This is a genomic window from Bacillus sp. SH5-2 (assembly GCF_008368905.1).
Taxonomy (GTDB): domain Bacteria; phylum Bacillota; class Bacilli; order Bacillales; family Bacillaceae_G; genus Bacillus_A; species Bacillus_A luti.
On sequence record NZ_QOSD01000011.1, the window covers coordinates 74,458 to 98,963 of the forward strand.

Here is a 24,506-nt window from a genome sequence, read left to right on the forward strand (position 1 = left end):
TTGGAGGATGCATTATGCTGTGATCAAATCAAAGGTTTAGTCGGTGAGAATGTAAAAGTAAATCTTCGCGGACCGGAAAGTCGAGTAGGTGTACTGTTAGTGTTAGGAAAAGATTACCTTACACTACAATTACCTCATGGAGAATTAGTGTATTATCAGCTGAAACATGTGAAGAGTCTAATCAGAAAAGTGAGAGAAGAACAAGGAGAATATGATTCATGCTTCTATGCGGAAGAAGATACTTTTTTAGATGTATTAAATGACTTGAAGTATAAATGGATAAAGATTAATCGTGGTGGACCAGAGTGTGTGGAAGGTTTATTAAGTGATATACATGATGGAAATATTACACTAGTAAACGGTCATGAGGTTATTTATGTAATTCATTCCCACGTGAAGAGTGTGAGTCAAATAGTTAAGAACAAAAAGAATGAAGAAGAATAATGTTTAATAAATAAGAGGGGCATTATGGTTGAAAGTGAAGAATGATTTCTTATTTCAGATAGTATGAAAAGGAATTTCTTACCATTAAACAGAACATTGCCCCTGATTATTTTTAGAATTAGAAAACAGGAAAATAGAAATTCATAGGAAGGAGGATATAGATGAATGAGTTAAACAAAAGTATTGGAGAAAATATATATGTTAAATTAATCGGTGAACAGAGATTTAAAGGAGTATTAATTGATGTAGGAAATGATATCGTTGTTCTTTACAATGGACAAGACTACGTATATATATCTTTATACCATGTCCAGTATTATAAATTTTTAAGGGGACACAATGAAGAAATATTAAAGCCTGATGTGGACTCTGTAATTAAGAGGGAATCTCCTTCAATTTCTTTGAGAAAAGTATTAAGCACCTCTAAAGGGATTTTTACAGAAATTTATGTAGCAGGAAATGCCCCGATACATGGGTATGTAACAAGTGTAATGAACGATTATATTGTTTTTTATAGTCCAGTTTATAAAACCGTATATATATCTTTAAAACACTTGAAATGGTTAATTCCGTATAAAGAAAACCAAGTGCCTTATTCCCTCAATAAAAACGAACTCCCTGTAAATCCGTTAAATATTACGTTAGCTCGAACGTTTGAAGAACAACTTATTAAAATGGCTGGGAAAATTATGGTATTCGATTTAGGTGAGGAATCCAATAAAATTGGAAAAATGGTGAAAATTGATGAAGGGCATATTGAAATATTAAAAGCTCGTGATGCAAAACTATATGTAAATATGCAACATGTAAAATCTGTCCATTGTCCGTAGGCTAGTTGAAAGGGCTGGCTTTTTCTTTTATATGCAGAAGAAAAGGTCGAGCCTATTTGTTTAGTGAGATTTGAATATGAGGGAGAAAATGAATTGAATATAAATATGTTAGTGTGATTTTTGAAGAGGGAATCTTGTGCTACATCATAAAAATTATGTACGAGCTACCTTTTGATGTATTCAATTTATTTTTTGAGGAAGAACTGCTCAACTAATTTACTAAAGGGGTTTTGTTTGTGGAGCAGTTTCAAAATGTTACATTGCTTGGTAGTGCTGGTGGAGCAGCGAAGGCAGTTTTATCCATTTTAAATCAAGCGATAGTAAATGAAAAAGATCCAATTTATGAAGCGATAAAAAAGGTTACATTTCATTTGGTTGATATAAAACAAAAAGATAGGACTTATTATGATGAATTGTTTCCGAATTTGAAAAATCAATTGTTTTTATACGAAATAGACCTTCAGGATGTAGTGAAATTTAAACAACATTTAAAAGAAAAAAGAACGGGTGTTGTTATTGATGTTTCAGGTGCAGATACGATTAGGGTATTAAGCTGTTGTAATGAACTTGGAATTTTTTATATAAATTCAGCTTTGGAAAATGAGGCAGTAGATCAGGACGATAATTTGCTTGGATTTCAGCTTACAGAAAGGTATACGAGGTTTGAGAAGGAGAAAGAAAAATTTACAAATACAAAAGCGATTATAGGATCAGGTATGAATCCAGGTGTTGTGCAATGGATGGTTGTTGAACTCATGAAGGAACGGCCAAATGAAAAGCCGCGTGCATGCTATATTGTAGAACACGATACTTCGTTTTTGAATGATACAGCACTTATAAAGCCGCATACACTCTATGCTTCATGGGCGGTAGAGCGATTTTTAGACGAAGCGATTTGGAGCTATCCGATGTATATGAGTCATCATCGTCCTCTTTATTTTTATGAGGATGTATATGCTTCAGAGTATAAAGTGAAGTTAGGAGAAAAGGAATTCTATGGTTGTTTAATGCCGCATGAAGAAGTACTAATTTTAGGGAAAAATTTCAACATGGAAGTAGGTTTTCTGTACCGAATTAATGAGTATACAACAAATATAATTAGACAGAACTTAGATAAAGTAGAAGATTTATGGAACTGGAATCGTAAAGTATTTAATCCAGCAGAAGAGGAGGTTGCGGGAGAGGATCTAGTCGGTGTGTTACTCGTTTATGAAAATAGCGAGACATATATGTATAACGTGATGAATAGTAGCCAAGTTTTTCATAAATATAAAACGAATGCAACTTACTTTCAAGTAGGATGCGGAATTTATGCAGGCTTGTGCAGCTTACTTTTAGATCACTTTGGACAAGGTGCTTATTATGTCGAGGAGTTATTATTAAATACAGAAAGTAAGTACGGTGAATATTTAAATTTATATATGAAGGATTTTATAATAGGGCATAATAATTTTACGGATGGACTGCTACACGATAGGGTAAGGTGGATATAAGTTGTAATAGTAAAAGGAAGGAGGAAATTCCCTTCCTTTTTACTATTATAAGGTTACATATTGCTCTGAAAGCAATTTCATACGTATAATTTAAGGGGCTAGCATGTACAATGTTATTTTTGCATTGATTGCGAGGAGTATTCATATGAACAAAATTAAAAGCTTGATTTATGAAGAAAGAGAAGCTTTAAAAGTATTTTTATTATTGTTTTATATTATATTTTTTTTATATGACGTTATATATTACTTTGTGTATCCGGCTATGAACATTAATGAAGCAAGGATAGGATGGCCAGAAGGTGGTATGGGAATAGGTGTTTACATATTAGTAGTATCTTTATTTCCTATTTCGATCTATCTTCAAAAAAAAGGTTACGTATATTTTGTGAAATATTTGTTTTTAATTGGGTATATGTTCATTGATCTTATTAATAATTTAATGATTTATTTAAACAGCGATCGTGTGTTTGAAAATGGAAATATGGTTGAAATATTTTTAATTTTATTTGCACCGATATTTGTGAATAGAAAATATTTTTATTTAGTTTCCTTTAGTGTAATTGGAAAGTATGTATTTTTCACTTTAATATTACAAGATGTTAAAGTTGTGATTCCACTTGTTCTATGTTCATTCTTTTTTATTATTTCGCACTCTTTATTAAAACGATTTCAATCTTATGTCAGAACAGTGGTTGAAATGATGAACAATATGAAAGAGGCGGAAAATTTAGCTGTAATTGGGACTATGTCTACAACAATTGCGCATGAAATTCGAAATCCATTAACGGCTTTAAAAGGATTTACGCAAATGCAAAAAGAAAGAAATCCTGAAGATACGATGAGCTACGACATTATGTTACAAGAGATTGAAAGGATTAACGGATTTGTTAGTGAATTGATGCTATTAGGGAAACCGAAACCAACAAATTATGAATGGTGTAATATACGAGAAATCCTTCTATATGTTGTGCAGTTAATGGAAAGTTATGCAACGCAATATAAAGTGAAATTTCATTTGCAAGTAGAGGGGAATTTACCGGCTATAAACGGTGATGATAAACAATTAAAACAGGTGTTATTAAATATCATTAAAAATGGAATAGAATCAATGCCAGAAGGTGGAGACATTCATATCCGTGTATATCAAAAAGCGAAAGGATATTTGTGTATTTCTGTCGAAGATCAAGGATTTGGTATAGAGAATGAGAAGTTAGAGAAAATCGGTAAAGCTTTTTACACAACAAAGGAGGATGGTACAGGACTTGGATTAATGATTACATATAAAATTATTAAGGAACATCAAGGGAGTATCGCGATTCAAAGTAGTATGGGAGTAGGAACGAAAGTAGAAATTTCTTTACCGACAGTTTAACATGTTTGGAGAAAGGATTTTTCAGAAAAGTGTTCTTGTTGTGTAAATATAAACATTTTATAAAATGTTTCAAGAAGGGTTTTTTTTATAAAATACTTCGTTTATAATGGAGGAAAATATCGACATGAGATGGATTGCTCATGTAACGGTTTAGTAGTGTTATGAAAAGATAAGAAGGGGTGCACGCGCATCCTTTTTTCTATGCAGATATTATGGAAGAGGTGGTATGATGGAATTAACATTAAATTCGACTGTATGTTTACACACAATTCAATTTCGAAAAGAACAAAAGAATTATATTGTAAAAGATACAATTACAGGAGAAAAATATGAAATGCCGCCACTTTGGATTGATGCACTAGCAATGATGCGTGACGGTTTTTTATTGGGAGAAATTGAGGAGAAATTGAAAGAAGAGTATCCGGCTGAAGAAATAAATATGCTAGCATTCACGAGGCAACTGTTAGAGCTAGAACTTGTCGGAATGGTAGATGGGGAAGAGATAGCTTGTACAAAGAAGAAAGAAAAGGATTATTTAGCTTGGGTACGTCCTAAGGTAGGACAATTTTTTCTTAATTTAAATAAAAAATATAGAAGCAAAGGTCAGTAATGATCTTTGCTTTTTTTGTGCAATACAAAATAGGTATTCACCCAAATAAAGTTGCTTGCATATTGTAGCTTATGTAAATAGAATGCTGCGAAGGAGTGAGTGCAGTGACAGGGAATGTATTGAATTATTATGCTGGCGGAAATACAGCTAGAGGATTTCATAATTTATATGAAGAGAATTTAAAAGGGCTAGATAGGTTATTTATTTTAAAAGGTGGTCCAGGAACGGGGAAATCTTCTTTAATAAAGGCAATAGGTCGTGAATGGGTTGAAAAAGGCTATGATATTGAACTTTTACATTGTTCTTCTGATAATAAGTCGGTTGATGGTGTGATTATCCCGCAGTTAAAAGTAGGAATTGTTGATGGGACATCGCCGCATGTTATTGAGCCGAAAATGCCAGGAGTTGTCGAAGAATATATAAATTTAGGAGTGGCTTGGGACTCAGATAAATTAAGAAAGCAGAAGCTAGAAATTGAAAGATTTGTTTCAGAAGCGAGTAAGGCTTTTCAATCAGCTTACGCATGTTTTAAAGAAGCACTAGTTATACATGATGAGTGGGAGAAAATATATATTAATAATATTGATTTTAATAAAGCAAATGAACTAACAGATGAGCTGACTCAGAAGTTATTTACGAATAAAGGCGGGAAACAATCGACTGTGAAGCATCGCTTTTTAGGAGCTGCAACACCAAAAGGAGCAGTTGATTTTGTTCCTAATTTAACAGAAGGATTACCACATCGTTATTTTATAAAAGGACGCCCGGGTTCTGGAAAATCAACAATGCTTAAAAAATTAGCTAAGGTAGCGGAGGAAAAAGGGTTTGATGTTGAAGTGTACCATTGCGGATTTGATCCAAATAGTCTTGATATGGTTATCGTAAGAGAATTAGGTTTTGCAATTTTTGATAGTACTGCACCGCATGAATATTTTCCAAGTCGCGAAGGTGATGAGATTATTGATATGTATGATCTCATTGTTGCTCCAGGGACGGATGAGAAATATGCGACAGAAATTCGTGATGTGTCCATTCAGTATAAAACAAAAATGAATGAAGCAATGTTTTTCTTAGCGAAAGCAAAATCAGTTCGTGATAAGTTAGAACGAATTTATATTGCCGCTATGGATTTTTCAAAAGTTGATGCATATAAAGAGGAGATTCAAAAAGAGTTTGAACGTATTGCGGCTATTGTAATTGAAAAGAAAAAATAAGCGTTTTGTTAAGCTGTCAGAAAATTTCTGACAGCTATTTTAGTATGTAGTAAAATGACCGTATACTTGTCGAATTTCCAGGGAAATGATCAAAAAATGGGGAGGATATGAAATGAGAGAGAAAATAGAATTGGAATTAGAAAGAATTGAAAAAGAGAATGATGTGAAAATCTTATTTGCAGTGGAATCAGGGAGTCGAGCTTGGGGATTTCCGTCGAAAGACAGTGATTATGATGTTAGGTTTGTTTATATACACCCTGTAGAATGGTATTTATCCATTCATGATAAACGTGATGTAATTGAATATCCGATTAGTGACGATTTAGATATAAGCGGATGGGATATTAAAAAGGCGTTGCAACTATTTGCAAAGTCAAACCCAGCTTTACTCGAATGGATCCGATCACCAATTTTTTATTCGAAAAACTCTAATTTTCCAGAGAAGCTGCAGCAAATGAGTGAAAAGGGTTTTGATCCAAAAGCAACGATATATCATTACTTACATATGGCTTCGAAAAATTATCGGGAATTTTTGCAAGGTGAGAATGTAAAGTTGAAAAAGTACTTTTATGTATTACGTCCTATTTTAGCTTGTAAATGGTTAGAAGAGAAAGCAACTTTACCACCTGTAGAATTTGATCGATTGATTACAGAATTATCATTAGAACGTAGCGTGTTAGATGAAATTGAAAAGTTGTTAATAAAGAAAAAAGCAGGTACTGAATTAGATGTTGGATTAAAAATTAAGGTGCTAAATCAATTTTTAGAAGAACAAATTCATTACTATGGGCAATATGTGAAAGGAATTGAAAAGCGATTAGGGATTGATATTGAAATTTTGAATACAGTATTTCGAGATATGTTGTTTGAAGTATACAAAAAAGAGCACAAGTAAGCTTGTGCTCTTTTTCGTTTGGAGGAGTAAAGAAAATACATATAGCTACGATAAGGCCTACAAATGATAACGAATAAATCATATTGTATGTTTTATTCGTTATCAACTCGTTTTAATGGTTGATCTGCAGGACCTTCCATAACATCCCCATCAATTGAAAAACGGGAACCATGGCAAGGACAATCCCAAGTACAATCACCGTTATTCCATTCAACTTCGCAGCCAAGGTGTGTACAAGTCGTATCGACGATATGCAATTTTCCTTCTTTATCTTTATAGGCACCTGCTCGTTTACCATTGACATGCACAACAGATCCTTCTCCAACTTCAAGATCTTCTGGTGTACGTAATGCGGTTTCAATTTTTCCTTCAATTAAATGTTTAGCAACATCTATGTTCTGAGAGAGGAATGTTTTTATATCTGGAGTTGCATGAAAGCGTGATGGTGCAAACAGCTCTTTATATGGGCTGTGGACTTTTAGAATGGAGTCCTTGAGTAAATGAGCGGCAGCAGTTCCAGTTGTCATGCCCCATTTCCGATACCCGGTTGCAACAAATATATTTGGATTCCGTTCGTTAATATGTCCGATATAAGGGAGTTTATCAAGAGTGATTAAATCTTGTGCTGACCATCGATAGGGAACTTCATCTACTCCAAAAGTTGCTTCAGCAAAAGAATAGAGTGCTTCGTAATGAAGCATTGTATTTATTCCTTGCCCTGTTTTATGACTCTCTCCACCAATCAAAATTAATTTTTCTCCATTGTTTGTTATATAGCGTAAGGAGCGTTTTGGATCATCGATACTTAAATACATGCCACCTGGATAATCGGTTTTTGCTTTTATTGCAAGAGCATAGGAGCGTTCTGCATACATTCGGGTAAAGAAAAAGCTACTAGCATCATAAAAAGGAAAATGTGAACAAGAGACAACGTATTCGCAAGTAATACGATGGCCAGCCTTTGTAATGACTTGTGGAGAATCTCCTTTCTCCACATCCATAGCTGTTGTTTGTTCATAAACTTTGCCACCCATCTCCACAAACTTTTCTAATAGTGTTTTCAAATAAAGGAGGGGATGGAATTGCGCCTGATTTTTCATTACAAGTGCAGATTGTACTGGAATCGGGATCGACAGGGATTGAACATAGTCACAAGGGATATTTAGCTTTTGATAGGCTTCATATTCTTTCGATAAATTTCTTAATCCATTATCAGTAGTTGTATATAAATATGAATCTTCATTTGAGAAATTACAGTCGATTTTATATGTTTGCACGGTTTCATTTATGAATTGTAGCGCGTGACTATTTGATTCATAGTAAAGTCCGGCCTTTTCCAGACCGAAATGATTTATTAATTCAGCATAAATAAGATCATGTTGCGCTGTTACTTTCGCCGTTGTATGCCCAGTAGTCCCGTTTAAAATAAGACCGGAATCAATTAACACAACGTCGATGCCTTCTTTCGCTAGTAAATAGGCAGTGGTTATACCTGTAATACCGGCACCGATAACAGCAACTTTCGTTTTTACATTTTCGGATAAATGGGGGAAAGTAGGAAACTGAGTGGATTCAATCCAATAAGATAACGGCAATTGTGGGAATGTATCATTTGTCATTATGGAAACCTCCTGATTTAGAACAATTTTCCTTTTAATATTTCCATATTATATGGAATTCATGTGTGTTGTTTTAGTAGGGTTCTATTTTATTAACAAAAAAGATGGAATTATTTCAATATAATTATCTTTAGTGGTGGTATGACGGGGAGGGATTTATGGGAAACTAAATTCAGAGGATTTTAGTTGTTAACTATACAGTGGATTATTGAATAAGATAGAGTCTTTGTTGCTGAAAGGTATTTGGATATATATTTGATAAAACCTTATAAAATCTATGTTTTTTCTTTAGTGGAATAAAGTATAATTATAAAAATATAACCAACTTTTATTACTAGGTCATAAAAGTTGTTGACAATATAGAAATTCTATTGTTATGATTCATCATGTGGAAAGGTTGATAGAGAGTAAAAAGAGAAATGTTTTTCATTGATAATAAAAGCGAAAAATAAGTGACGATAGAGTGAGTATATTTTCCTTATAATAGATGCTTTTTTGATCATCTAGTAAAATCAATCTGGAAGCAAGAATTGATATATGTAAGTTGCGCAAGGCGCGGCAACAGAAAGGGGCAAAAGGATGAAGGAGCTTCATACGTTTGGGTGGTATGCAGCGCGTGTATCACCACATTTGCCAAAAAAAGCATTTAAACCAGTTCCTACTCGTTTATTTGGTGGACTGGCTTATTTACTTGTGGCATTGTCGGGATTAATAACGATTGGCGTATTTGAATTGAATGTGTGGGCAAATCTAGGAATTGCGATTGTTCTCGGATTATGTTTTGCTTCACTTGGATTTTTAGGGCATGAAATTTTACATGGTACAGTTGTAAGAAAGGCATGGCTTCGTGATTTCTTAGGTGCGATTGCATTTATGCCGTTATCAACTGGACCAAAACTTTGGAGAAAGTGGCATAACGCAACGCATCATGTTCACACGCAGCATGAAGAGAACGATCCTGATGCATGGCCAACGCTTGAGAAGCTTAAAAAGAGTAAGTTTTTGAGTTGGGTATATCGCATGCCTCTACATGTACGTTCATTCTTTAGTTTTCTGTCACTAACAATTCAATTTACATTGCATTCGACTCGAATGTTCTTTCATTTTATAAAGGAATTTAAGTCATCCAATCAAAAATCTGTATGGCTTCAACTTCTTTTGCCTTGGACTGTTTGGATTAGCTTATTGTTTATTATGGGACCAGCAAAATGGTTATTTGCATATGTGATTCCGCTGTTAATTGCTAACTTTATTGTAATGGCATATATTGCAACAAATCACCGCTTAAATCCAATTGTTCCAGTAAATGATCCGTTAGCAAACTGTTTATCAGTAACAGTGCCGCGCTGGGTAGACGTTTTACATTTCAATTTCTCATATCATACAGAACATCATCTATTCCCTGCTATGAGCTCTAAATACTATCCGTTAGTAAAAGAGAAAATTAAAGAAATGTGGCCGGAACGCTATCACGAAATGCCGATGACAAAAGCTTTGGCAGCACTATGGAATACACCACGTGTGTATTATCAAGGAAGTGAATTAGTTGATCCGCATAGAGAGCATTTTTATGGTTCTTTAGGAAATGGACTAGATCCTCATAATATTTCATATCGTGAGGAACATATAGAGGAAGAAGAGAGTATTAAAAAAGTAAATCAGTAAAAGTTGATATATTTTTGCAGTGAAAAAGCAAGCCTGAGATGGCTTGCTTTTTCTTATAAGGAAACTTCTTTTTTGTTCTTTGTACTGACTTGGACTGAATTTGTTTCTTTTCGTTGTAGTCGTTTCTCTAAAAGATTAACAAAGTAAGTAAATAGAAGAACGAGTACGAGATAGTATAAACCAACGATTACATATGTATCTAATTGTTGGAAGTTACCTGCAGCAATTGATAAACCTGATCCCCATAGTTCGGATAGTCCTACGTAAGCAACGAGTGAAGAATCTTTCAATCCTATAATAAATTGATTACCTAGAGGAGGAAGAGATAGACGAAATGCTTGTGGTAATATAATTCGGCGCATAGCTAAAGGATAAGGCATACCTAAAGAGCGAGCAGCTTCCAATTGTCCCCTGTCTACGGATTGAATGGATCCGCGGAAAATTTCAGTAATATATGCACCGTTATGGATTGCTAATGCAATTGCTCCTGCCCAAAAAGGGGTGAAAACAATAACAGATGTAATACCGAAATAGAGAATTGCAATTTGAACAATTAAAGGTGTACCACGGATAATGGCGATATATACATGAGCAATGCTATTTAGCACTTTATTGTTAGAGATTCGAAAGAAAGCGAATAGTAATCCAATTAATGAACCGAGTACTAGGGAGGTTAATGTTAATTGTAATGTGACAATAGTAGCCTTTAAGAGTGTGGGATAAGTAGAGATAAAAATTTCATACATGTGTATCACCTCATATTGTATGGATTTTGGTAGAGAATGAAATACCCCACTGATTATTAGCCCACATCAATTGGGAGTTTTGCTGCCCATAAATAGCGGGATAAAAAGTGGGGCATAATTCATGAAACATTTGACTAGCTAATTTACTTCGTTTTTTCTTCTTCACCAAGAATATTACGCCCAAACCATTTTTTACTAATCTTTTCATACGTACCATCTTTAATGATTTCATCTAAAGCTTTATTTACTTTTTCAACCATTTCTTTATCATCTTTGCGAATAGCAATTCCCATTTCATCAAGGTTTAATGGTTTTCCAGCTTCTTTAATATTAGATTTCCCTTCTTTTATCATACGTAGGCCGACCATTTGATCTGTAATTACCGCATCAACACGTCCAGGTTCTAAATCCATAAGAGCAGTAATATCACTATCGTATTCTGTAATTTTATCTGTATATTTTGCGACAAGATCTTTAAAGGTACTAGCTTTTACAACACCAATTTTTTTATCTTTTAAGTCTTCTGGAGAAGAAATAGATGTATTCTTTTTCGCTACAAAGATTTGGGCACCAGAGCGATAATAAGGGTTTGAGAAATTAACAGCTTTTAAGCGTTCTTCTGTAATTGCCATACTGCCTAGTATTACATCATATTTCTTCGCTTGGAGACCTTGAATTAGTGTTTCCCATGGATTTGTAATAGGAGCAGGTTTCATATTCATTTTTTTAGCAAGCGCCGCACCTATTTCCACATCAAATCCGGCAAGTTTCCCATCATTTTCTTTATAATTAAAAGGCTTGTATAAGCCACTCATCGCATAACGAAATTCTTTTTCCCCACTTGATGAAGTAGTAGCGCTGTCTTTACTACAGGCCCCTAGTATGAAGGATGTACATAATGTAATGCTCGCAACAATAGTTAATAATTTTCTTTTCATAAAACCCCTCCTAAATATTGATCATACGGATGGTTTTAAATGTTATTGAGATACTTTATTTGGACAAGTATGTGTACGCCGTATGAATGTATTTCTTTACGTTTGAAATAGAAGTTACATTATAAAACGTTACGTAAAAATTGTTTTGCTCGTTCATGTGACGGAGCTGAAAAGAATTGAGCTGGCGGAGCATCCTCTACAATTTTTCCATCATCCATAAAAATGACACGATCAGCTACATCTCTTGCGAAATTCATTTCATGAGTAACAATAACCATAGTCATTCCTTCTTCGGCAAGTTCTTTCATAACTTGCAATACTTCTCCAACAAGTTCAGGATCTAAAGCTGAGGTAGGTTCATCAAATAGCATAATTTTAGGATTCATAGCCAGAGCTCGTGCAATCGCAATACGCTGTTTTTGACCACCTGACAGGAGGTGGGGAGTTACATCTGCTTTATCTTGTAGGCCGACTTTTTGCAAAAGCTGGTTTCCGATTTCCTTTGCATTTGCTGCTTCTAGTTTTTTTACATGAATAGGCGCTTCTATGATGTTTTCTAGTGAGGTCATATGAGGAAAGAGGTTAAAGTGCTGAAAAACCATACCGACATTTTCACGTACTTTGTTTAAATTTGAGTGTTTTGGATCAATTCGCTCACCTTGTAAGTGAATTTCACCTTCATCGTACATTTCTAAAAAATTAAGACAGCGAAGTAATGTACTTTTTCCAGAACCACTGGCGCCAATTAAAACAACAACTTCTTTTTCTTTTACTTCTAAATCAATTCCTTTTAAAACATCAAGTGAGCCAAATGATTTTATTAGATTTCGAACTTGAATCATACAAAACCCCCAGTCAAAAATATATTTTACAAATGTTGCCCCTTATTTCTGTTATTAGTCACAAATTGTCAGAATCCTTTATTTTTTTCGTGTAATTTGATATTCAAAGAAATAATGATTTTTAAAATCTTTATATCTTTCTATAACGAAAATATGGATAATAATATATAGGTAGTACCTATATTGCTTAAAATAAGGAGGAAAGAAGAGATGGAAAAAGAAAGGAAGACTTTTTCCTTTGGCTTACGTACACAACTTATGCTATTTACTACAGTTTTAGCTTTTATTACATATTCAACAAGTATATTTTTTATTTACGTGATATACGATTATTTTCAAAGTTATGTAAGTCAAACTGTTTATAATATTATCGTTATGTTATTAGGTGTAGTATGGTCTGGAATTTTAGCGTATGGAGCAGCAATCTTTTTAATTAAACCACTTCGAAAATTAGAGGAGGCTGCAAGGAAGGCGGCCGATGGAGATATTCGTGAAGATGTCCCGTTACCAAAAACAGATGATGAGATTAAATCTTTAAGTGTGGCATTTAATATGATGCTAGGGAACTTAAGAGGTATGGTAAAAAATATTGATACTACATTTTCGTATACAAATAATCAAGTTCAGCAAATTAGAAAGCAAACAGGGGAAGCGACAAAACAAGCTCGAGGTGTCTCTGAAACTCTTGCAGAGATTTCTTCTGGCGCTGAGCAATCAGCAGCTTCAATTCAGGCAATTGTGTCTGCTGTTGATACAACAACTTCTATTGCGAGTGAAGTAGAAGAAAAAGCAAAACAGTCTGACGAGTTGTCTTTAGAAATGGTTCAAGCTTTAGGGCAAAGTACACGTGTCTTTACCTCTTTAATTCAAGGTATTCAAACATTGGCAAAAGAAAATGAAGATTCGATGCAAAATGTACAGAAGTTAGAAGAACGAATGAAGCAAGTAGAACATATTGTTTCTGTTGTGAGTGAGATTGCTAGTCAAACGAATTTATTAGCACTGAATGCTTCTATCGAGGCAGCTCGTGCTGGAGAGCATGGAAGGGGCTTTGCAGTTGTAGCTGAAGAAGTACGTAAACTTGCTGATGAAAGCGATCATTCTGCAAGAAATATATCGCAGTTATTGCGGAATATGCAAGAGGAAGTACAACAAGTCGCATTGAAAATGACAGAGCAAGTGAAAACAGCTAAAGAAGAGGCGAAACGCGGGGCAGCTACCGAATTAATTTTAAAAGAAATGTCATCAAGTATTATGGAAGTTGCCGATGCAACCAAGCAAATTAGTGGCTATATGAACGAACAAGTGAGTCATATTCATCAAACAGGAGCACAGACGAAGGCTGTAGCAGCAATTGCTGAAGAAACATCAGCAGGTTCACAAGAAGTAGCACTTGTGACGTTGCAACAATCTAAAAATATGATAGCGATTGATCAATTATTAAAGGATTTAGAGAAACAAGCAACAGACTTGAAACAAACAATTGAACGATTTTCAATGTAAAAAGGAAGAACAGTATTTTGTTCTTCCTTTTTTACGTATGAAAGGGTGGAATACTTTGTTGAAAACGAAAAACATTGCAAGGGTCATATATGGTTTTCACTTTACGCAATCTTTGAAAGTTAGGGCCATAATAACTAGTTTGCCAATTTTTAATGTCGATATCGGGCCAATTGACATAGTCACCTAGTGTATAAGGATCTAAGCTTTCTCGTAAATCTTTAACCCAGCGTATATTTCGATTTTCTTCATCATCACATCTCCAAGAGGTAATGTATTCTTGAGCAATAATTGCTTTGCGATGGAAATAAGCTGTTTCAGTAGGCGGAATATTTTCAACAGCACCTACAAGTGATTGATGCCAAATACTCGCATCTTTATTTGGTGCATGAGAAAGAAAATATTGCATGATTTGAATTCCTTTAAGAGGAATAGGTTTATATACGTAGGAACCGGAGCGCTTGAAGTTTTCAGGGATGTTACCACTGTTAAAAAATTCAACAGCCTTTATATAAGGAACTTCATCTATAAAGAGAGAGGGGGTACCAGTTTCAAGAAGAGGAGATAATAAGGAATGGAGTTCAGAGGGAGAGCCAACAAACTCACCTTGTGCTTCAATTTTGTTTTGTTGCTTTGTGAATAACTCAATTGATGAAGTGAGACGCTCGTCTATATAAGGCGCCCAGTTTTGCCAAGCTTGAAATGCAGCAATAAAATCTTCCCATTCCCATGTAATGGAGAAGATTGATACATTTTTGATAGGGTGTACTCGAAAAGTCAAAGAAGTAATAATTCCGAAGTTTCCACCACCACCACCGCGGCATGCCCAAAATAAGTTATGGTTTTCATGTTCACTTGCACGAATGATTTTTGCTCCAAATTTACCACACGCTTGTACCATTTCAACTTCTATTAATTGGTCACATGTTAATCCAAATAAGCGTGAAAGCATACCGATGCCACCGCCAAGTGCTAATCCAACAATTCCAACGCTTGCGCTTGTACCAGCTGGTATTGTCACACCGTAATTCCAAAGCTCTTTATAAACAGTGCCAAGGTTTGCACCAGCTTCAATTGTTGCTGTTAATTTATCTGTATTAACAGTAATGCGATGCATTTCACTCACGTCAATAATAAGTCCTCTATTTAAAAGAGAAAAATTTTCATAGCTATGACGTCCGCTTCTTAAGCGAAATGGTACATGACGTTCGCGTGCCCATTTTAAGGCGTTACACACATCATTTTTATTTTGGCAAAAAACAATAATACAAGGGAGTTTTGGAATACTTAAATTCAAATTCATTCGGGCCACGTCATAGTCAGGATCTGAAGGAATAACGATACGACCTGTTAATTTTGTTTGTTTCATAGTATGGCTCCTTTTTTTATATAAGATTGTTTGTACTATAATATATATATGGAAAAAATATTTAAGGGTGTTTGAATTGTATGTTAAGTGTAATATAAAAGAGATAGAGTAATAATGTACATGTAGCATAGCTTTAGACTATGAAGGAACAGTGTCATTTTAAATTTTAGAAGTAAGATGTATGGTGGCTTATTAAAAGTTTTTTTGAAAATTATTATGTAAAATAAAACAATATAGTAGATAAATTATCATTTTTTTTATAGAATAGTAACATTGGAATATCTTGGCACACTATTTGAAAGAATAGGTCGCAAAGCTTTGAGTCTAAGGTAATGAATCTTATTACTAGGATTGTCGAGTTGCAAATTGTATTTGCAACTCGACAATCCTTTTTTATTTGCCCAATTATCAGATAATAAGATATTTGTTTTAAGATGGCCCATTTTATTGTTCTTAGGCTGAAGGAGGATGGTATTCGAAGAAATAGCCAATCTCTTTGTTGTTAAGGAGATTAATAGAGAGGTGTGAGTATGAAGAGTAAACAGATTAGTATATTTGTCATTTGTTTAATGGTAATGCAAATTATTGTACAGCCATTTATACATATTGTAGCAGCAGAAACATATGACAAAGAAGCAAATGTCAGCTTAAAGCTTTCGGTTGAGGGCGGAGATGGTTCGCAAAAAAATGTAGATAAAGATTTTGTATATCAACTTGATTTAAGTACATTTGGGTTAGAAGGTGGGCATAAAGATGCAAAAATTGTTGTTAAACTACCACCTGAAGTCGAGTATGTAAGACATGGGAAAATTAGTGGTACGGATGCAGTATACGATAAAGAAACGCATTCGGTTATTTATACCTTTAAAGAGCCCCTTCCCAATGGAGATTCTAAAGCAGTCCCTATTACAGTGAAGTTTCCTAAAGGAACAAAAAATGGAACGAAAGCTACAGCTGTAGCGGATTTTGTATCTGATCAAGGAGGCAAAACTTCTAATGAAGTAACGGTTGTAGCATATGAAAAAGAAGTACCACCTGAACCACCTAAGAAACCAGAGTGGGAAATGCGTAAAACTGCTAATAAGTGGACGATTAAGCCAGGAGAAGAAGTCGAGTACACGATTCGTGCTCAACATGTTAGTGGACCTACTACACTTGATTCGCTTTCAATAAAAGATCTACTACCGAAAGAAGCCCAGTTTATATCAGCTAGTGATAATGGGAAATATGATGCGAATTCACATACAGTCGTATGGGATTTGAAAAATGTAGAAGGCGAGAAAGTTGTTAAAGTTAAGGTTAAATTCCCAGAGGAAAATTTTGGTGAGGATCAAAATCAACAAGTTCTAAATAGAGTTGAGGCAAAACTAAAGCCAAAAGGGGAAGAGGAATTAACAAAACAAACACATGCGTATGTTGAAATATCAAATAAAAAACCTCCTGTTATTCCTCCTGAGCAAGCTTTTTCAGAGCTGAGAAAGGCTGCCCAAAAGTCTGAGTACAGTAAAGAAGAAGAAATTGCTTTTACACTATCTAACATTCAAAATCAATATTCTAAGGAAATTGATAATTTTGTGCTTCAAGATGACCGTTTTGATGAACAACTTCATTTTACGAGAATGCATACAGGTGCATTTTCAGGTGTAAGTGAATATAAGATTTTATACAAAACGAAGAATAATCCAGAGTGGAAAGAATGGAAAGTGATTCGTGGTAATACGAACGGAGAATGGTTAGATGTTTCTTCTTTATCATTATTTGAAGGTGATAAAGTAACCGGAATTCGATATGAATTTGGTAAAGTGCCTGCAGATTTTAAAATGAGTTATGGCGCATGGTTAATGTTTAAAGTGGATGATCCGAACTTTAAAGAAGGTATTTTGAAAAATACCGCACACATTTCATATGATATTGATGGAAAAAACTATATAAAAGAAGCGACAGCACAAGTAAAAGTAAAAGAAAATCCTGAAGCAAAGGTTACTTTTAAGAAAAAGGCGTTAACAAAGCCTGGAGAAAAGTATATCAAGGGAGAAGAAGTAGAATTTGAATTAACTGGTAAAGTTGATTGGAGTTCTACACCTTTAAAACAACCAATAATTGTAGATTGGTTACCAAAGGGGTTAGAATATGTTCCAGGTTCGGAGACATTTGCTGTCGTTAAAGATGAATGGGATAGAAAACCTTATGATGCAAAAAAAGTAAAGGTAGAAACGATTCCGAACTATAAAGAAAAAGGAAGAACCCTTTTACGATGGACTTTCCCTGAATTAGATGTTTCACCGAGAGACGCTGTGACTGTTAAGTTTAAAGTAAAGGTTAATAACTTTGCGATGGCAGGCAAGTACTATAATAAGGCGGGCTTAATGTCTAATGTCTCAACAATAGTATCTGCAGACAAGTGGGGACAACCAACAGGAAAAGATGAAAATGATCTTGATGGTGATGATGATATAAATGACCCAATTATTGAAAGTCAAGATGCTGTTGAGATTGAAGAAGAGCAATCTTTAAAATCAATTAAATATGTAAAAGGTGAATTAGACGATAGCTGGAAAGGTTCACCAGAAGTAGCAACAACAGTACCAGGTGGAGAAGTGAAATATCGCTTGAAAATTGAAAATGGTGGGACCGTAGCTGTTAGGAATGGTGTCTTAATTGATATATTCCCTGCGGAGGGTGACCAGTCAGTTTTACAAACGAAGAATCATTCACAAGAGCGTGGTAGCAAATGGACCCCATACTTAACATCACCAATCCAACTTACTGACGGTGATTTCATTAAGATTTATTATACGACTGTTTCAAAACCTAAGCGTGATGATTTAATTCAAGGAAATGATGCTTTTGTGAATCCAGATGGTGCAAATGATCCGAATTGGTCTTTAGAGCCACCGGCGGATTTAACAAAAGTAACGGCAGTTAAATTTGAATTTGATAAGAATAAGCTTGTATATCCAGGCGAAGCAGCGACACTAGAATGGTCAATGCGTGCACCTGTTGATATGGATGCTTCGGCAGGAATTGCATGGAATTCATTTGGATACAGTGCGATAAATGATGTAACAGGAAATTGGATTCAACCAGCAGAGCCAAACCGAGTGGGTGTACAATTACAAGCTTCGAAAAAGAGCTCATTAGGAGATTACGTCTGGCTAGATAAAAACAAAGATGGTATTCAAAACGACGGAAACACTGGTGTGAATGGTGTAGTCGTAGAGCTATTAGATAAAGATGGAAAAGTTATTAGTATGACGAGAACTGGTAATGACAAAAAAGGAAATCCTGGTTATTACAAGTTTGTAAATTTAGATCCGGGTGAATACCAAGTGAGATTTAAGTTGCCAGATGGTTACAAATGGACAAACAAAAACGTTGGTAACGATGAAAGAATTGATTCGAATGTTGATAAAGATGGATATTCAGAAATGATCAAACTTGGTGAAGATGAACATAATATGACAATCGATGCTGGACTAGTTGAAGATATAGTTGGTGCTGGAGAGTTAGAAGTTACGAAGGTAGAAAAAGGCAGCAACATTCCATTAAAAGGTGCTGTTTTCGAAGTCCGAGATAAAGATAATCATGTCATTCAAACAATTACATCGGATGAAGATGGAAAAGCTAAGGCAATGGATTTACCAATTGGCGAATATAAGCTAGTTGAAGTCGAAGCTCCAGAAGGTTATAAACTAGATAATAAATCATACGACTTTGAAATAACGAAAGACACAAAAACGCCCATAGAGAAGACCGTTGAAAATGAATTGCTAGAAAAAGGTGTAATTGAAATTACGAAGGTCGACGCTACAGATGTCAATCTGAAATTAAAAAATGCTGTGTTTCAGATTTTAGACAAAGATGGTAAAGAGATTGGGAAATTAACAACAGATGAAAATGGTAAGGCAGTTTCTAATCCATTATTGTTTGGAAAATATACAATTAAAGAAGTACAAGCCCCAGGTGGTTATATGCTTTTGAAAGAGCCAATTACAGTAGAAGTCGGATCATCAGTACACAAAATAACAATAGAAAATCAAAAGAGTCAGTGGGAAATCCCGAAAACGGGAGGTATAGGAACAGGCATTTTCTATTCCATCGGTGGGATTTTAATGTTACTAGTTGTGTTCTTATATGTTCGAAATAAAAGGAATAAGTAATAGAGTTTTAAATTGAAAAATTTATAGAGATAGTGAGGAAGAATAATATGAAAAAGATTTTCAGTATGCTTTTAATTTTGGCATTAACGTTTTCTATGTTGCCTAGTATGTTTGTGAGTGCAGCATCAAAAAATACAGGTTCTTTAACCATTCATAAGTACGCACAAGAAAAAAATGGGAATCCAGGTGTAGAAGGTGATGGTTCTGCGAATCAAACTTTACCTGAAAAGGTTAGTCCATTAAAAGGTGTAACATTTGAAATTAAGCAAATTGCGTCATTCGAAAAGATTTCAAATGATGGAAAGATTGTAAAGGAAAATGTAAAGCCTGTAACAAACGCAGAAGCAATCAAAATGACAACAACTGATAAAGGTGAGGCAGTATTTACAAATTTACCGTTAGGACGTTATGAAGTAAAAGAAGTTGCTGGACCAGAGCATGTTAACTTAAATCCAAATACGTATACAGTTGACATTCCAATGACAAGTAAAACGGGCGATGTGCTAAACTACGATGTTCACATGTATCCAAAGAATGAAATCAAACGTGGAGCAGTAGAACTAACAAAAACAGGCGCGAAAGGTAAAGTACTTTCAGGTGTAGAATTCTCTTTATATACAGAGGATGGTAAAGTAGTTGAAGAAAAGTTAGTAACAGGTACAGATGGTAAAATTCGTGTAGAAGGTTTAGAGTATGGTAAGTATTATTTCCAAGAGAAAGAAGCACCAAAAGGTTATGTTACAGATCCAACAAAACATGAATTCTCAATTACTGAATCAGGTACTCTTAATAAAGATGGTTCAATTACATCTGGTAAAGTAGAGACTGTGGAAGTAAAGAACTATGAAGAGCCAACGATTGATAAAAAGATTAATAAGGATCTAGAGTTCTTACCGATTAATACACAAACAGATTATAACTATGATATTAAAACATTAATTCCAGAAGATATTAAAGACTATAAACAGTATGTTGTAACAGATACGTTAGATAATCGATTAGTAATTCAAGGAAAACCAGTTGTGTACATCGATGGTGTAGAAGTAGATTCAAGTGTGGTAGAAGTAGTTGTAGAAGGTCAAAAAGTAACAGCGACTGTGAAAGATTTCTCAAAATTAAATGGGAAAAAAGAGTTGCATTTACAAATTAAATCACAGATTAAAGAAGACGTAGCAGCTGGAACGGAAATTCCAAATAAAGCGACAATCGATTTTGAAAATAATAATAATATAACAGATCAAAAAGAATCTAAGCCAGTAATTGTTGTCCCAACAGCTGGTAGCATTGAGTTGACGAAAGTTGATGGTGCTGATAATAAGAAATTACAAGGTGCAGAATTCGAATTACAAGATAAAAAAGGTAATGTGGTAGTAGTAGGAAAGCAAGAAGTAAAAGGTGTATCTGATGAAAATGGTATTATCACATGGAATAACCTCCCTTACGGAGACTATCAAGTAGTTGAAACGAAAGCACCAACTTATGAAAAAGAAGACGGTACAAAAGCTTCTTATCAAAAATTAAGAGATCCAATTAATGTAACAATTAATGCGGAGCACAAAACTATTGCATTAAAAGTAGAGAATAATAAAAGTGGCTGGGTACTCCCTTCAACAGGTGGTATGGGAACAATGCTATTTACTGTAGTAGGTCTTGTGTTGATGGCTGTAGCAGCATTTGTTTTCTTCAGAAGAAATACAGCGAAAAATTAAGGTTTTAGAAAATGATAATGATATAGCATAAAAAGAGGAGAAGCGAATAGCTTTCCTCTTTTTAATATTTTTAAATACTTAAAGGGGGTACTATGAAACAAAATATCTTTTTTGGATGCATTTTTTTATTAGGACTAGGTATATTTTTGTATCCAACTGTAAGCGATTGGTTCGCGACAAGAACACATTATTCTCAAGTTAGTTCCTATGATAAAGCTGTAAAGTCCCTTCAAAAGAAAGAGCTCGAACGTCGAGAAAAAGAGGCGGATGAGCATAATAAGCAAGTTCAAAACTCTGGGCAAACATTTTCAGATCCATTTGCTGAACAACAAAAAGATGATCAAAATTCTTATGCAGATGCTTTAAATCTAGGCGATACAATGGGGTATATTGAGATACCTCAGATTAATGTGAAGCTTCCAATCTATCAAGGGACCTCAGAGGCAGTTTTGAGTCGCGGTGTAGGTCATTTAGATAAATCTTCATTACCAGTAGGCGGAACAAGCACACACACTGTTTTAACGGGGCATCGAGGTTTACCTTCTGCAGTATTATTTACTGATTTAGATAAAATGAAGGAATCGGATGTTTTTTATATTCATTCATTAGATAAGGTCCTTGCTTATAAAGTAGATCAAATTAAAGTTGTGTTGCCGCACGAAGTAGATGATCTATTAATTGTGGAAAATAAGGATTACGCTACTTTAATTACATGTACTCCTTATGGTGTAAATACACATCGTTTGTTAATTAGAGGGCATCGAATTCCTTATGAAGAAAAAGAAAAAGAAATGATTTCAAAACCATCTACGTCCAAAGATTGGATGGTAGCCGTTCCAATCTTTATTTTAGTTGTACCTTTACTTTCTGTTTGCATGAGAAGAAGAAAGAGGAAAAAGACGAAGCAGGGAAACTAAGCTAAAATATATAGGTAATAAAAGGAATTGTTTGGAGAAGGAAGTTGAAATGTTCCCCCTTATAAGGGTATTAAAAAATAATGTAATCTTAAGGCGGTGATCTCTGTGTGAAAATAGGGATCACCTTTTTTAATACCTTCATATTTGGAATCATTTCATGTGACAAGTAAGAATTTTACATTAACGGATATTGATACTACTACATCAAAATTTAGTGAAACAAAGAAGATAAGTGGAAGATGCACAATAATCATGGTCTTATTTTATATTAAAGAAAGTAAGCTAATCAGATCTGACAATAATAAAACTTCTGCAATAACAATGAAATAGGGGATGATTTCGTAATGGAATGTAGATATTTAATAGTAGTGTAAAAAATTCTCGTTGCAAACTATTCATATTTTGTTATGATAGTGTTACGAAAACGTTTGCATAAAAAATCGAGATGCAAAAGGAGAGGGTTATTATGAAGAAAACATGGTGGAAAGAAGCGGTTGCTTATCAAATTTACCCACGTAGCTTTATGGATTCAAATGGTGATGGTATTGGAGATTTACAAGGTATTATTGCGAAACTGGATTATTTAAAGGATTTAGGAATAGATGTAATTTGGATTTGTCCAATGTATAAGTCACCTAATGATGATAATGGTTATGACATTAGTGATTATCAAGATATTATGGATGAGTTTGGGACGATGGAAGACTTTGATGCTTTACTAGATGAAGTTCATAAACGTGATATGAAGCTTATTATTGATTTAGTTATTAATCATACAAGTGATGAACATCCATGGTTTATTGAGTCTCGTTCATCTAAAGACAATCCGAAGCGTGATTGGTATATTTGGCATGATGGTAAAGATGGTGCGGAACCAAACAACTGGGAAAGTATTTTTAATGGTTCGGCATGGGAATATGATGAAGTAACAGGACAATATTATTTACACTTATTCTCGCGTAAACAACCAGATTTAAACTGGGAGAATAAAGAAGTTCGCGAAGTGTTATACGATACAGTTAATTGGTGGCTTGATAAAGGAATTGATGGTTTCCGTGTGGATGCGATCAGCCATATTAAAAAAGAAGATGGCTTTAAAGATATGCCAAATCCAAAAGAACTAAAGTATGTACCATCTTTTGATAAACATATGAATGTGGATGGCATTCAACCTTTATTAGAAGAATTAAAAGAAAATACATTTTCTAAGTACGATATTATGACTGTTGGTGAAGCGAATGGCGTTAAGATTGAAGATGCTGAGCTTTGGGTTGGAGAAGAGCAAGGTAAGTTCAATATGGTATTCCAATTCGAACATTTAAGCTTATGGGATGCAGAAAAGAAGAAAGATCTTGATGTTGTAGGGCTGAAAAAGGTATTAACGAAATGGCAAAAAGGGTTAGAAAATAAAGGATGGAATGCTTTATATATCGAGAATCATGATAAGCCACGTATCGTTTCAACTTGGGGAGATGATAAACAATATTGGCGTGAAAGTGCAACAGCTCTTGGAGCAATGTATTTCTTTATGCACGGTACACCGTTTATTTATCAAGGACAAGAAATTGGGATGACAAATGTTCAATTCCCAAATATTGAAGATTACGATGATGTAGCAATTAAAAATTTATATCGCGAGAAAATTGCAGAGGGTGTATCACATCAAGATATGATGGAAATTATATGGGCTTCTTGCCGTGATAATTCACGTACACCTATGCAGTGGAGCGGTGAGATGAATGCTGGCTTCACAACAGGTGCAACTTGGTTTGGTATGAATCCAAACTACAAAGAAATTAATGTTGAAAAGCAAAAGAATGAAGAGAACTCTATTTTCAATTTCTATAAGAAAATGATTTCCTTGAAAAAAGAGCACGATGTACTGAATTACGGTACGTACGATTTACTTTTAGAAGATGATCCGCAAATTTATGCATATACTCGTACATTAAACGATGAAAAAATCATTGTAATTAGCAATATCTCAAAAGAGGAAGCTGTGTATAATGAGAGTTCATTCGGACTAGAACGCAAACGTTTGCTTTTAAATAACTATGAAGTTGCGGAACATGAACAATTAACTACAATCGCGTTAAAGCCTTATGAAACAAGGGTTTATCGCATTTCATAATAAAAAAGGATGCTCTTAGAGCATCTTTTTTTATGAAAAAAAATAAATTTCT

The 24,506-nt window shown here is 34.4% G+C and carries 18 protein-coding genes, 1 pseudogene and 1 riboswitch; of the genes and pseudogenes, 14 read left to right on the plus strand and 5 right to left on the minus strand.

Annotated elements, in window-relative coordinates; translation table 11 throughout:
- From DN410_RS08745 to DN410_RS08775, 7 genes are all read left to right on the plus strand, one after another.
- On the plus strand, positions 1-444 hold the full coding sequence (locus tag DN410_RS08745; RefSeq protein WP_149176184.1) for a spore coat protein: 444 nt from the start codon (positions 1-3) through the stop codon (positions 442-444).
- Between the two features lie 161 nt (positions 445-605).
- A complete protein-coding gene (locus DN410_RS08750; protein WP_149176185.1) occupies positions 606-1,274 on the plus strand; it encodes a DUF2642 domain-containing protein in 669 nt (222 codons plus the stop codon).
- Between the two features lie 230 nt (positions 1,275-1,504).
- The gene (locus DN410_RS08755; protein WP_370456788.1) at positions 1,505-2,767 is read left to right on the plus strand and encodes an S-adenosylmethionine decarboxylase related protein; all 1,263 of its coding nucleotides are present in this window, start codon (positions 1,505-1,507) and stop codon (positions 2,765-2,767) included.
- 145 nt (positions 2,768-2,912) lie between these two features.
- On the plus strand, positions 2,913-4,139 hold the full coding sequence (locus DN410_RS08760; protein ID WP_149176187.1) for an ATP-binding protein: 1,227 nt from the start codon (positions 2,913-2,915) through the stop codon (positions 4,137-4,139).
- A gap of 229 nt (positions 4,140-4,368) precedes the next feature.
- Positions 4,369-4,749, plus strand: coding sequence for a hypothetical protein (locus DN410_RS08765; RefSeq protein ID WP_149176188.1), 381 nt, complete (start codon positions 4,369-4,371; stop codon positions 4,747-4,749).
- A gap of 104 nt (positions 4,750-4,853) precedes the next feature.
- Entirely contained in the window at positions 4,854-5,963 is a 1,110-nt protein-coding gene (locus DN410_RS08770) for a PRK06851 family protein (protein ID WP_149176189.1), read from the plus strand.
- A 112-nt stretch (positions 5,964-6,075) separates the two neighbouring features.
- Positions 6,076-6,858 (plus strand): nucleotidyltransferase domain-containing protein, encoded by a 783-nt coding sequence (locus DN410_RS08775; protein ID WP_149176190.1) that lies wholly within the window; start codon positions 6,076-6,078, stop codon positions 6,856-6,858.
- Positions 6,859-6,950: 92 nt separating this feature from the next.
- Here DN410_RS08775 and DN410_RS08780 read toward each other — a convergent pair whose 3' ends face one another.
- Complete coding sequence (locus DN410_RS08780; protein ID WP_149176191.1) at positions 6,951-8,477, minus strand: FAD-dependent oxidoreductase; 1,527 nt, start codon at positions 8,475-8,477, stop codon at positions 6,951-6,953.
- A gap of 579 nt (positions 8,478-9,056) precedes the next feature.
- Here DN410_RS08780 and desB point away from each other — a divergent pair.
- Entirely contained in the window at positions 9,057-10,142 is a 1,086-nt protein-coding gene (gene desB, locus DN410_RS08785) for a Delta(10) desaturase DesB (protein WP_149176192.1), read from the plus strand.
- A gap of 53 nt (positions 10,143-10,195) precedes the next feature.
- On the opposite strand, the gene DN410_RS08790 is transcribed toward desB, so the two are convergent.
- From DN410_RS08790 to DN410_RS08800, 3 genes are all read right to left on the minus strand, one after another.
- On the minus strand, positions 10,196-10,888 hold the full coding sequence (locus DN410_RS08790) for an amino acid ABC transporter permease (RefSeq protein WP_255446700.1): 693 nt from the start codon (positions 10,886-10,888) through the stop codon (positions 10,196-10,198).
- 143 nt (positions 10,889-11,031) lie between these two features.
- Complete coding sequence (locus DN410_RS08795; protein ID WP_149176194.1) at positions 11,032-11,826, minus strand: ABC transporter substrate-binding protein; 795 nt, start codon at positions 11,824-11,826, stop codon at positions 11,032-11,034.
- A gap of 119 nt (positions 11,827-11,945) precedes the next feature.
- Positions 11,946-12,668, minus strand: a complete 723-nt coding sequence (locus DN410_RS08800) for an amino acid ABC transporter ATP-binding protein (RefSeq protein ID WP_149176195.1) — start codon at positions 12,666-12,668, stop codon at positions 11,946-11,948.
- A gap of 375 nt (positions 12,669-13,043) precedes the next feature.
- On the opposite strand from DN410_RS08800, the pseudogene DN410_RS28910 reads away from it, so the two are divergent.
- A pseudogene (locus DN410_RS28910) lies at positions 13,044-13,229 on the plus strand (HAMP domain-containing protein); the annotation flags it as partial.
- A gap of 15 nt (positions 13,230-13,244) precedes the next feature.
- On the plus strand, positions 13,245-14,171 hold the full coding sequence (locus DN410_RS08805) for a methyl-accepting chemotaxis protein (RefSeq protein ID WP_472926182.1): 927 nt from the start codon (positions 13,245-13,247) through the stop codon (positions 14,169-14,171).
- 31 nt (positions 14,172-14,202) lie between these two features.
- Here DN410_RS08805 and DN410_RS08810 read toward each other — a convergent pair whose 3' ends face one another.
- Positions 14,203-15,537, minus strand: a complete 1,335-nt coding sequence (locus tag DN410_RS08810; protein ID WP_149176197.1) for an FAD-binding oxidoreductase — start codon at positions 15,535-15,537, stop codon at positions 14,203-14,205.
- 275 nt (positions 15,538-15,812) lie between these two features.
- Positions 15,813-15,904: riboswitch (cyclic di-GMP riboswitch) on the plus strand.
- Between the two features lie 163 nt (positions 15,905-16,067).
- Here DN410_RS08810 and DN410_RS08815 point away from each other — a divergent pair.
- The 4 genes from DN410_RS08815 (at position 16,068) to DN410_RS08830 (ending at position 24,454) form a co-directional block, all read left to right on the plus strand.
- A complete protein-coding gene (locus DN410_RS08815; protein ID WP_149176198.1) occupies positions 16,068-19,697 on the plus strand; it encodes a SpaA isopeptide-forming pilin-related protein in 3,630 nt (1,209 codons plus the stop codon).
- A gap of 47 nt (positions 19,698-19,744) precedes the next feature.
- The gene (locus tag DN410_RS08820) at positions 19,745-21,406 is read left to right on the plus strand and encodes a SpaH/EbpB family LPXTG-anchored major pilin (protein WP_149176199.1); all 1,662 of its coding nucleotides are present in this window, start codon (positions 19,745-19,747) and stop codon (positions 21,404-21,406) included.
- 92 nt (positions 21,407-21,498) lie between these two features.
- Positions 21,499-22,323, plus strand: a complete 825-nt coding sequence (locus DN410_RS08825) for a class C sortase (protein WP_149176200.1) — start codon at positions 21,499-21,501, stop codon at positions 22,321-22,323.
- Positions 22,324-22,789: 466 nt separating this feature from the next.
- Entirely contained in the window at positions 22,790-24,454 is a 1,665-nt protein-coding gene (locus tag DN410_RS08830; RefSeq protein ID WP_149176201.1) for a glycoside hydrolase family 13 protein, read from the plus strand.
- The last annotated feature ends 52 nt before the right edge of the window (positions 24,455-24,506 follow it).

Excerpts from the sequence above, each read along its gene's own strand:
- DN410_RS08750 (WP_149176185.1), top strand. The coding sequence starts at position 606 with ATGAATGAGTTAAACAAAAGTATTGGAGAAAATATATATGTTAAATTA.
- DN410_RS08760 (WP_149176187.1), top strand. The coding sequence starts at position 2,913 with ATGAACAAAATTAAAAGCTTGATTTATGAAGAAAGAGAAGCTTTAAAA.
- DN410_RS08765 (WP_149176188.1), top strand. The coding sequence starts at position 4,369 with ATGGAATTAACATTAAATTCGACTGTATGTTTACACACAATTCAATTT.
- DN410_RS08775 (WP_149176190.1), top strand. The coding sequence starts at position 6,076 with ATGAGAGAGAAAATAGAATTGGAATTAGAAAGAATTGAAAAAGAGAAT.
- DN410_RS08780 (WP_149176191.1), bottom strand. The coding sequence starts at position 8,477 with ATGACAAATGATACATTCCCACAATTGCCGTTATCTTATTGGATTGAA.
- desB (WP_149176192.1), top strand. The coding sequence starts at position 9,057 with ATGAAGGAGCTTCATACGTTTGGGTGGTATGCAGCGCGTGTATCACCA.
- DN410_RS08790 (WP_255446700.1), bottom strand. The coding sequence starts at position 10,888 with ATGTATGAAATTTTTATCTCTACTTATCCCACACTCTTAAAGGCTACT.
- DN410_RS08795 (WP_149176194.1), bottom strand. The coding sequence starts at position 11,826 with ATGAAAAGAAAATTATTAACTATTGTTGCGAGCATTACATTATGTACA.
- DN410_RS08800 (WP_149176195.1), bottom strand. The coding sequence starts at position 12,668 with ATGATTCAAGTTCGAAATCTAATAAAATCATTTGGCTCACTTGATGTT.
- DN410_RS08805 (WP_472926182.1), top strand. The coding sequence starts at position 13,245 with ATGGTAAAAAATATTGATACTACATTTTCGTATACAAATAATCAAGTT.
- DN410_RS08810 (WP_149176197.1), bottom strand. The coding sequence starts at position 15,537 with ATGAAACAAACAAAATTAACAGGTCGTATCGTTATTCCTTCAGATCCT.
- DN410_RS08815 (WP_149176198.1), top strand. The coding sequence starts at position 16,068 with ATGAAGAGTAAACAGATTAGTATATTTGTCATTTGTTTAATGGTAATG.
- DN410_RS08820 (WP_149176199.1), top strand. The coding sequence starts at position 19,745 with ATGAAAAAGATTTTCAGTATGCTTTTAATTTTGGCATTAACGTTTTCT.
- DN410_RS08825 (WP_149176200.1), top strand. The coding sequence starts at position 21,499 with ATGAAACAAAATATCTTTTTTGGATGCATTTTTTTATTAGGACTAGGT.
- DN410_RS08830 (WP_149176201.1), top strand. The coding sequence starts at position 22,790 with ATGAAGAAAACATGGTGGAAAGAAGCGGTTGCTTATCAAATTTACCCA.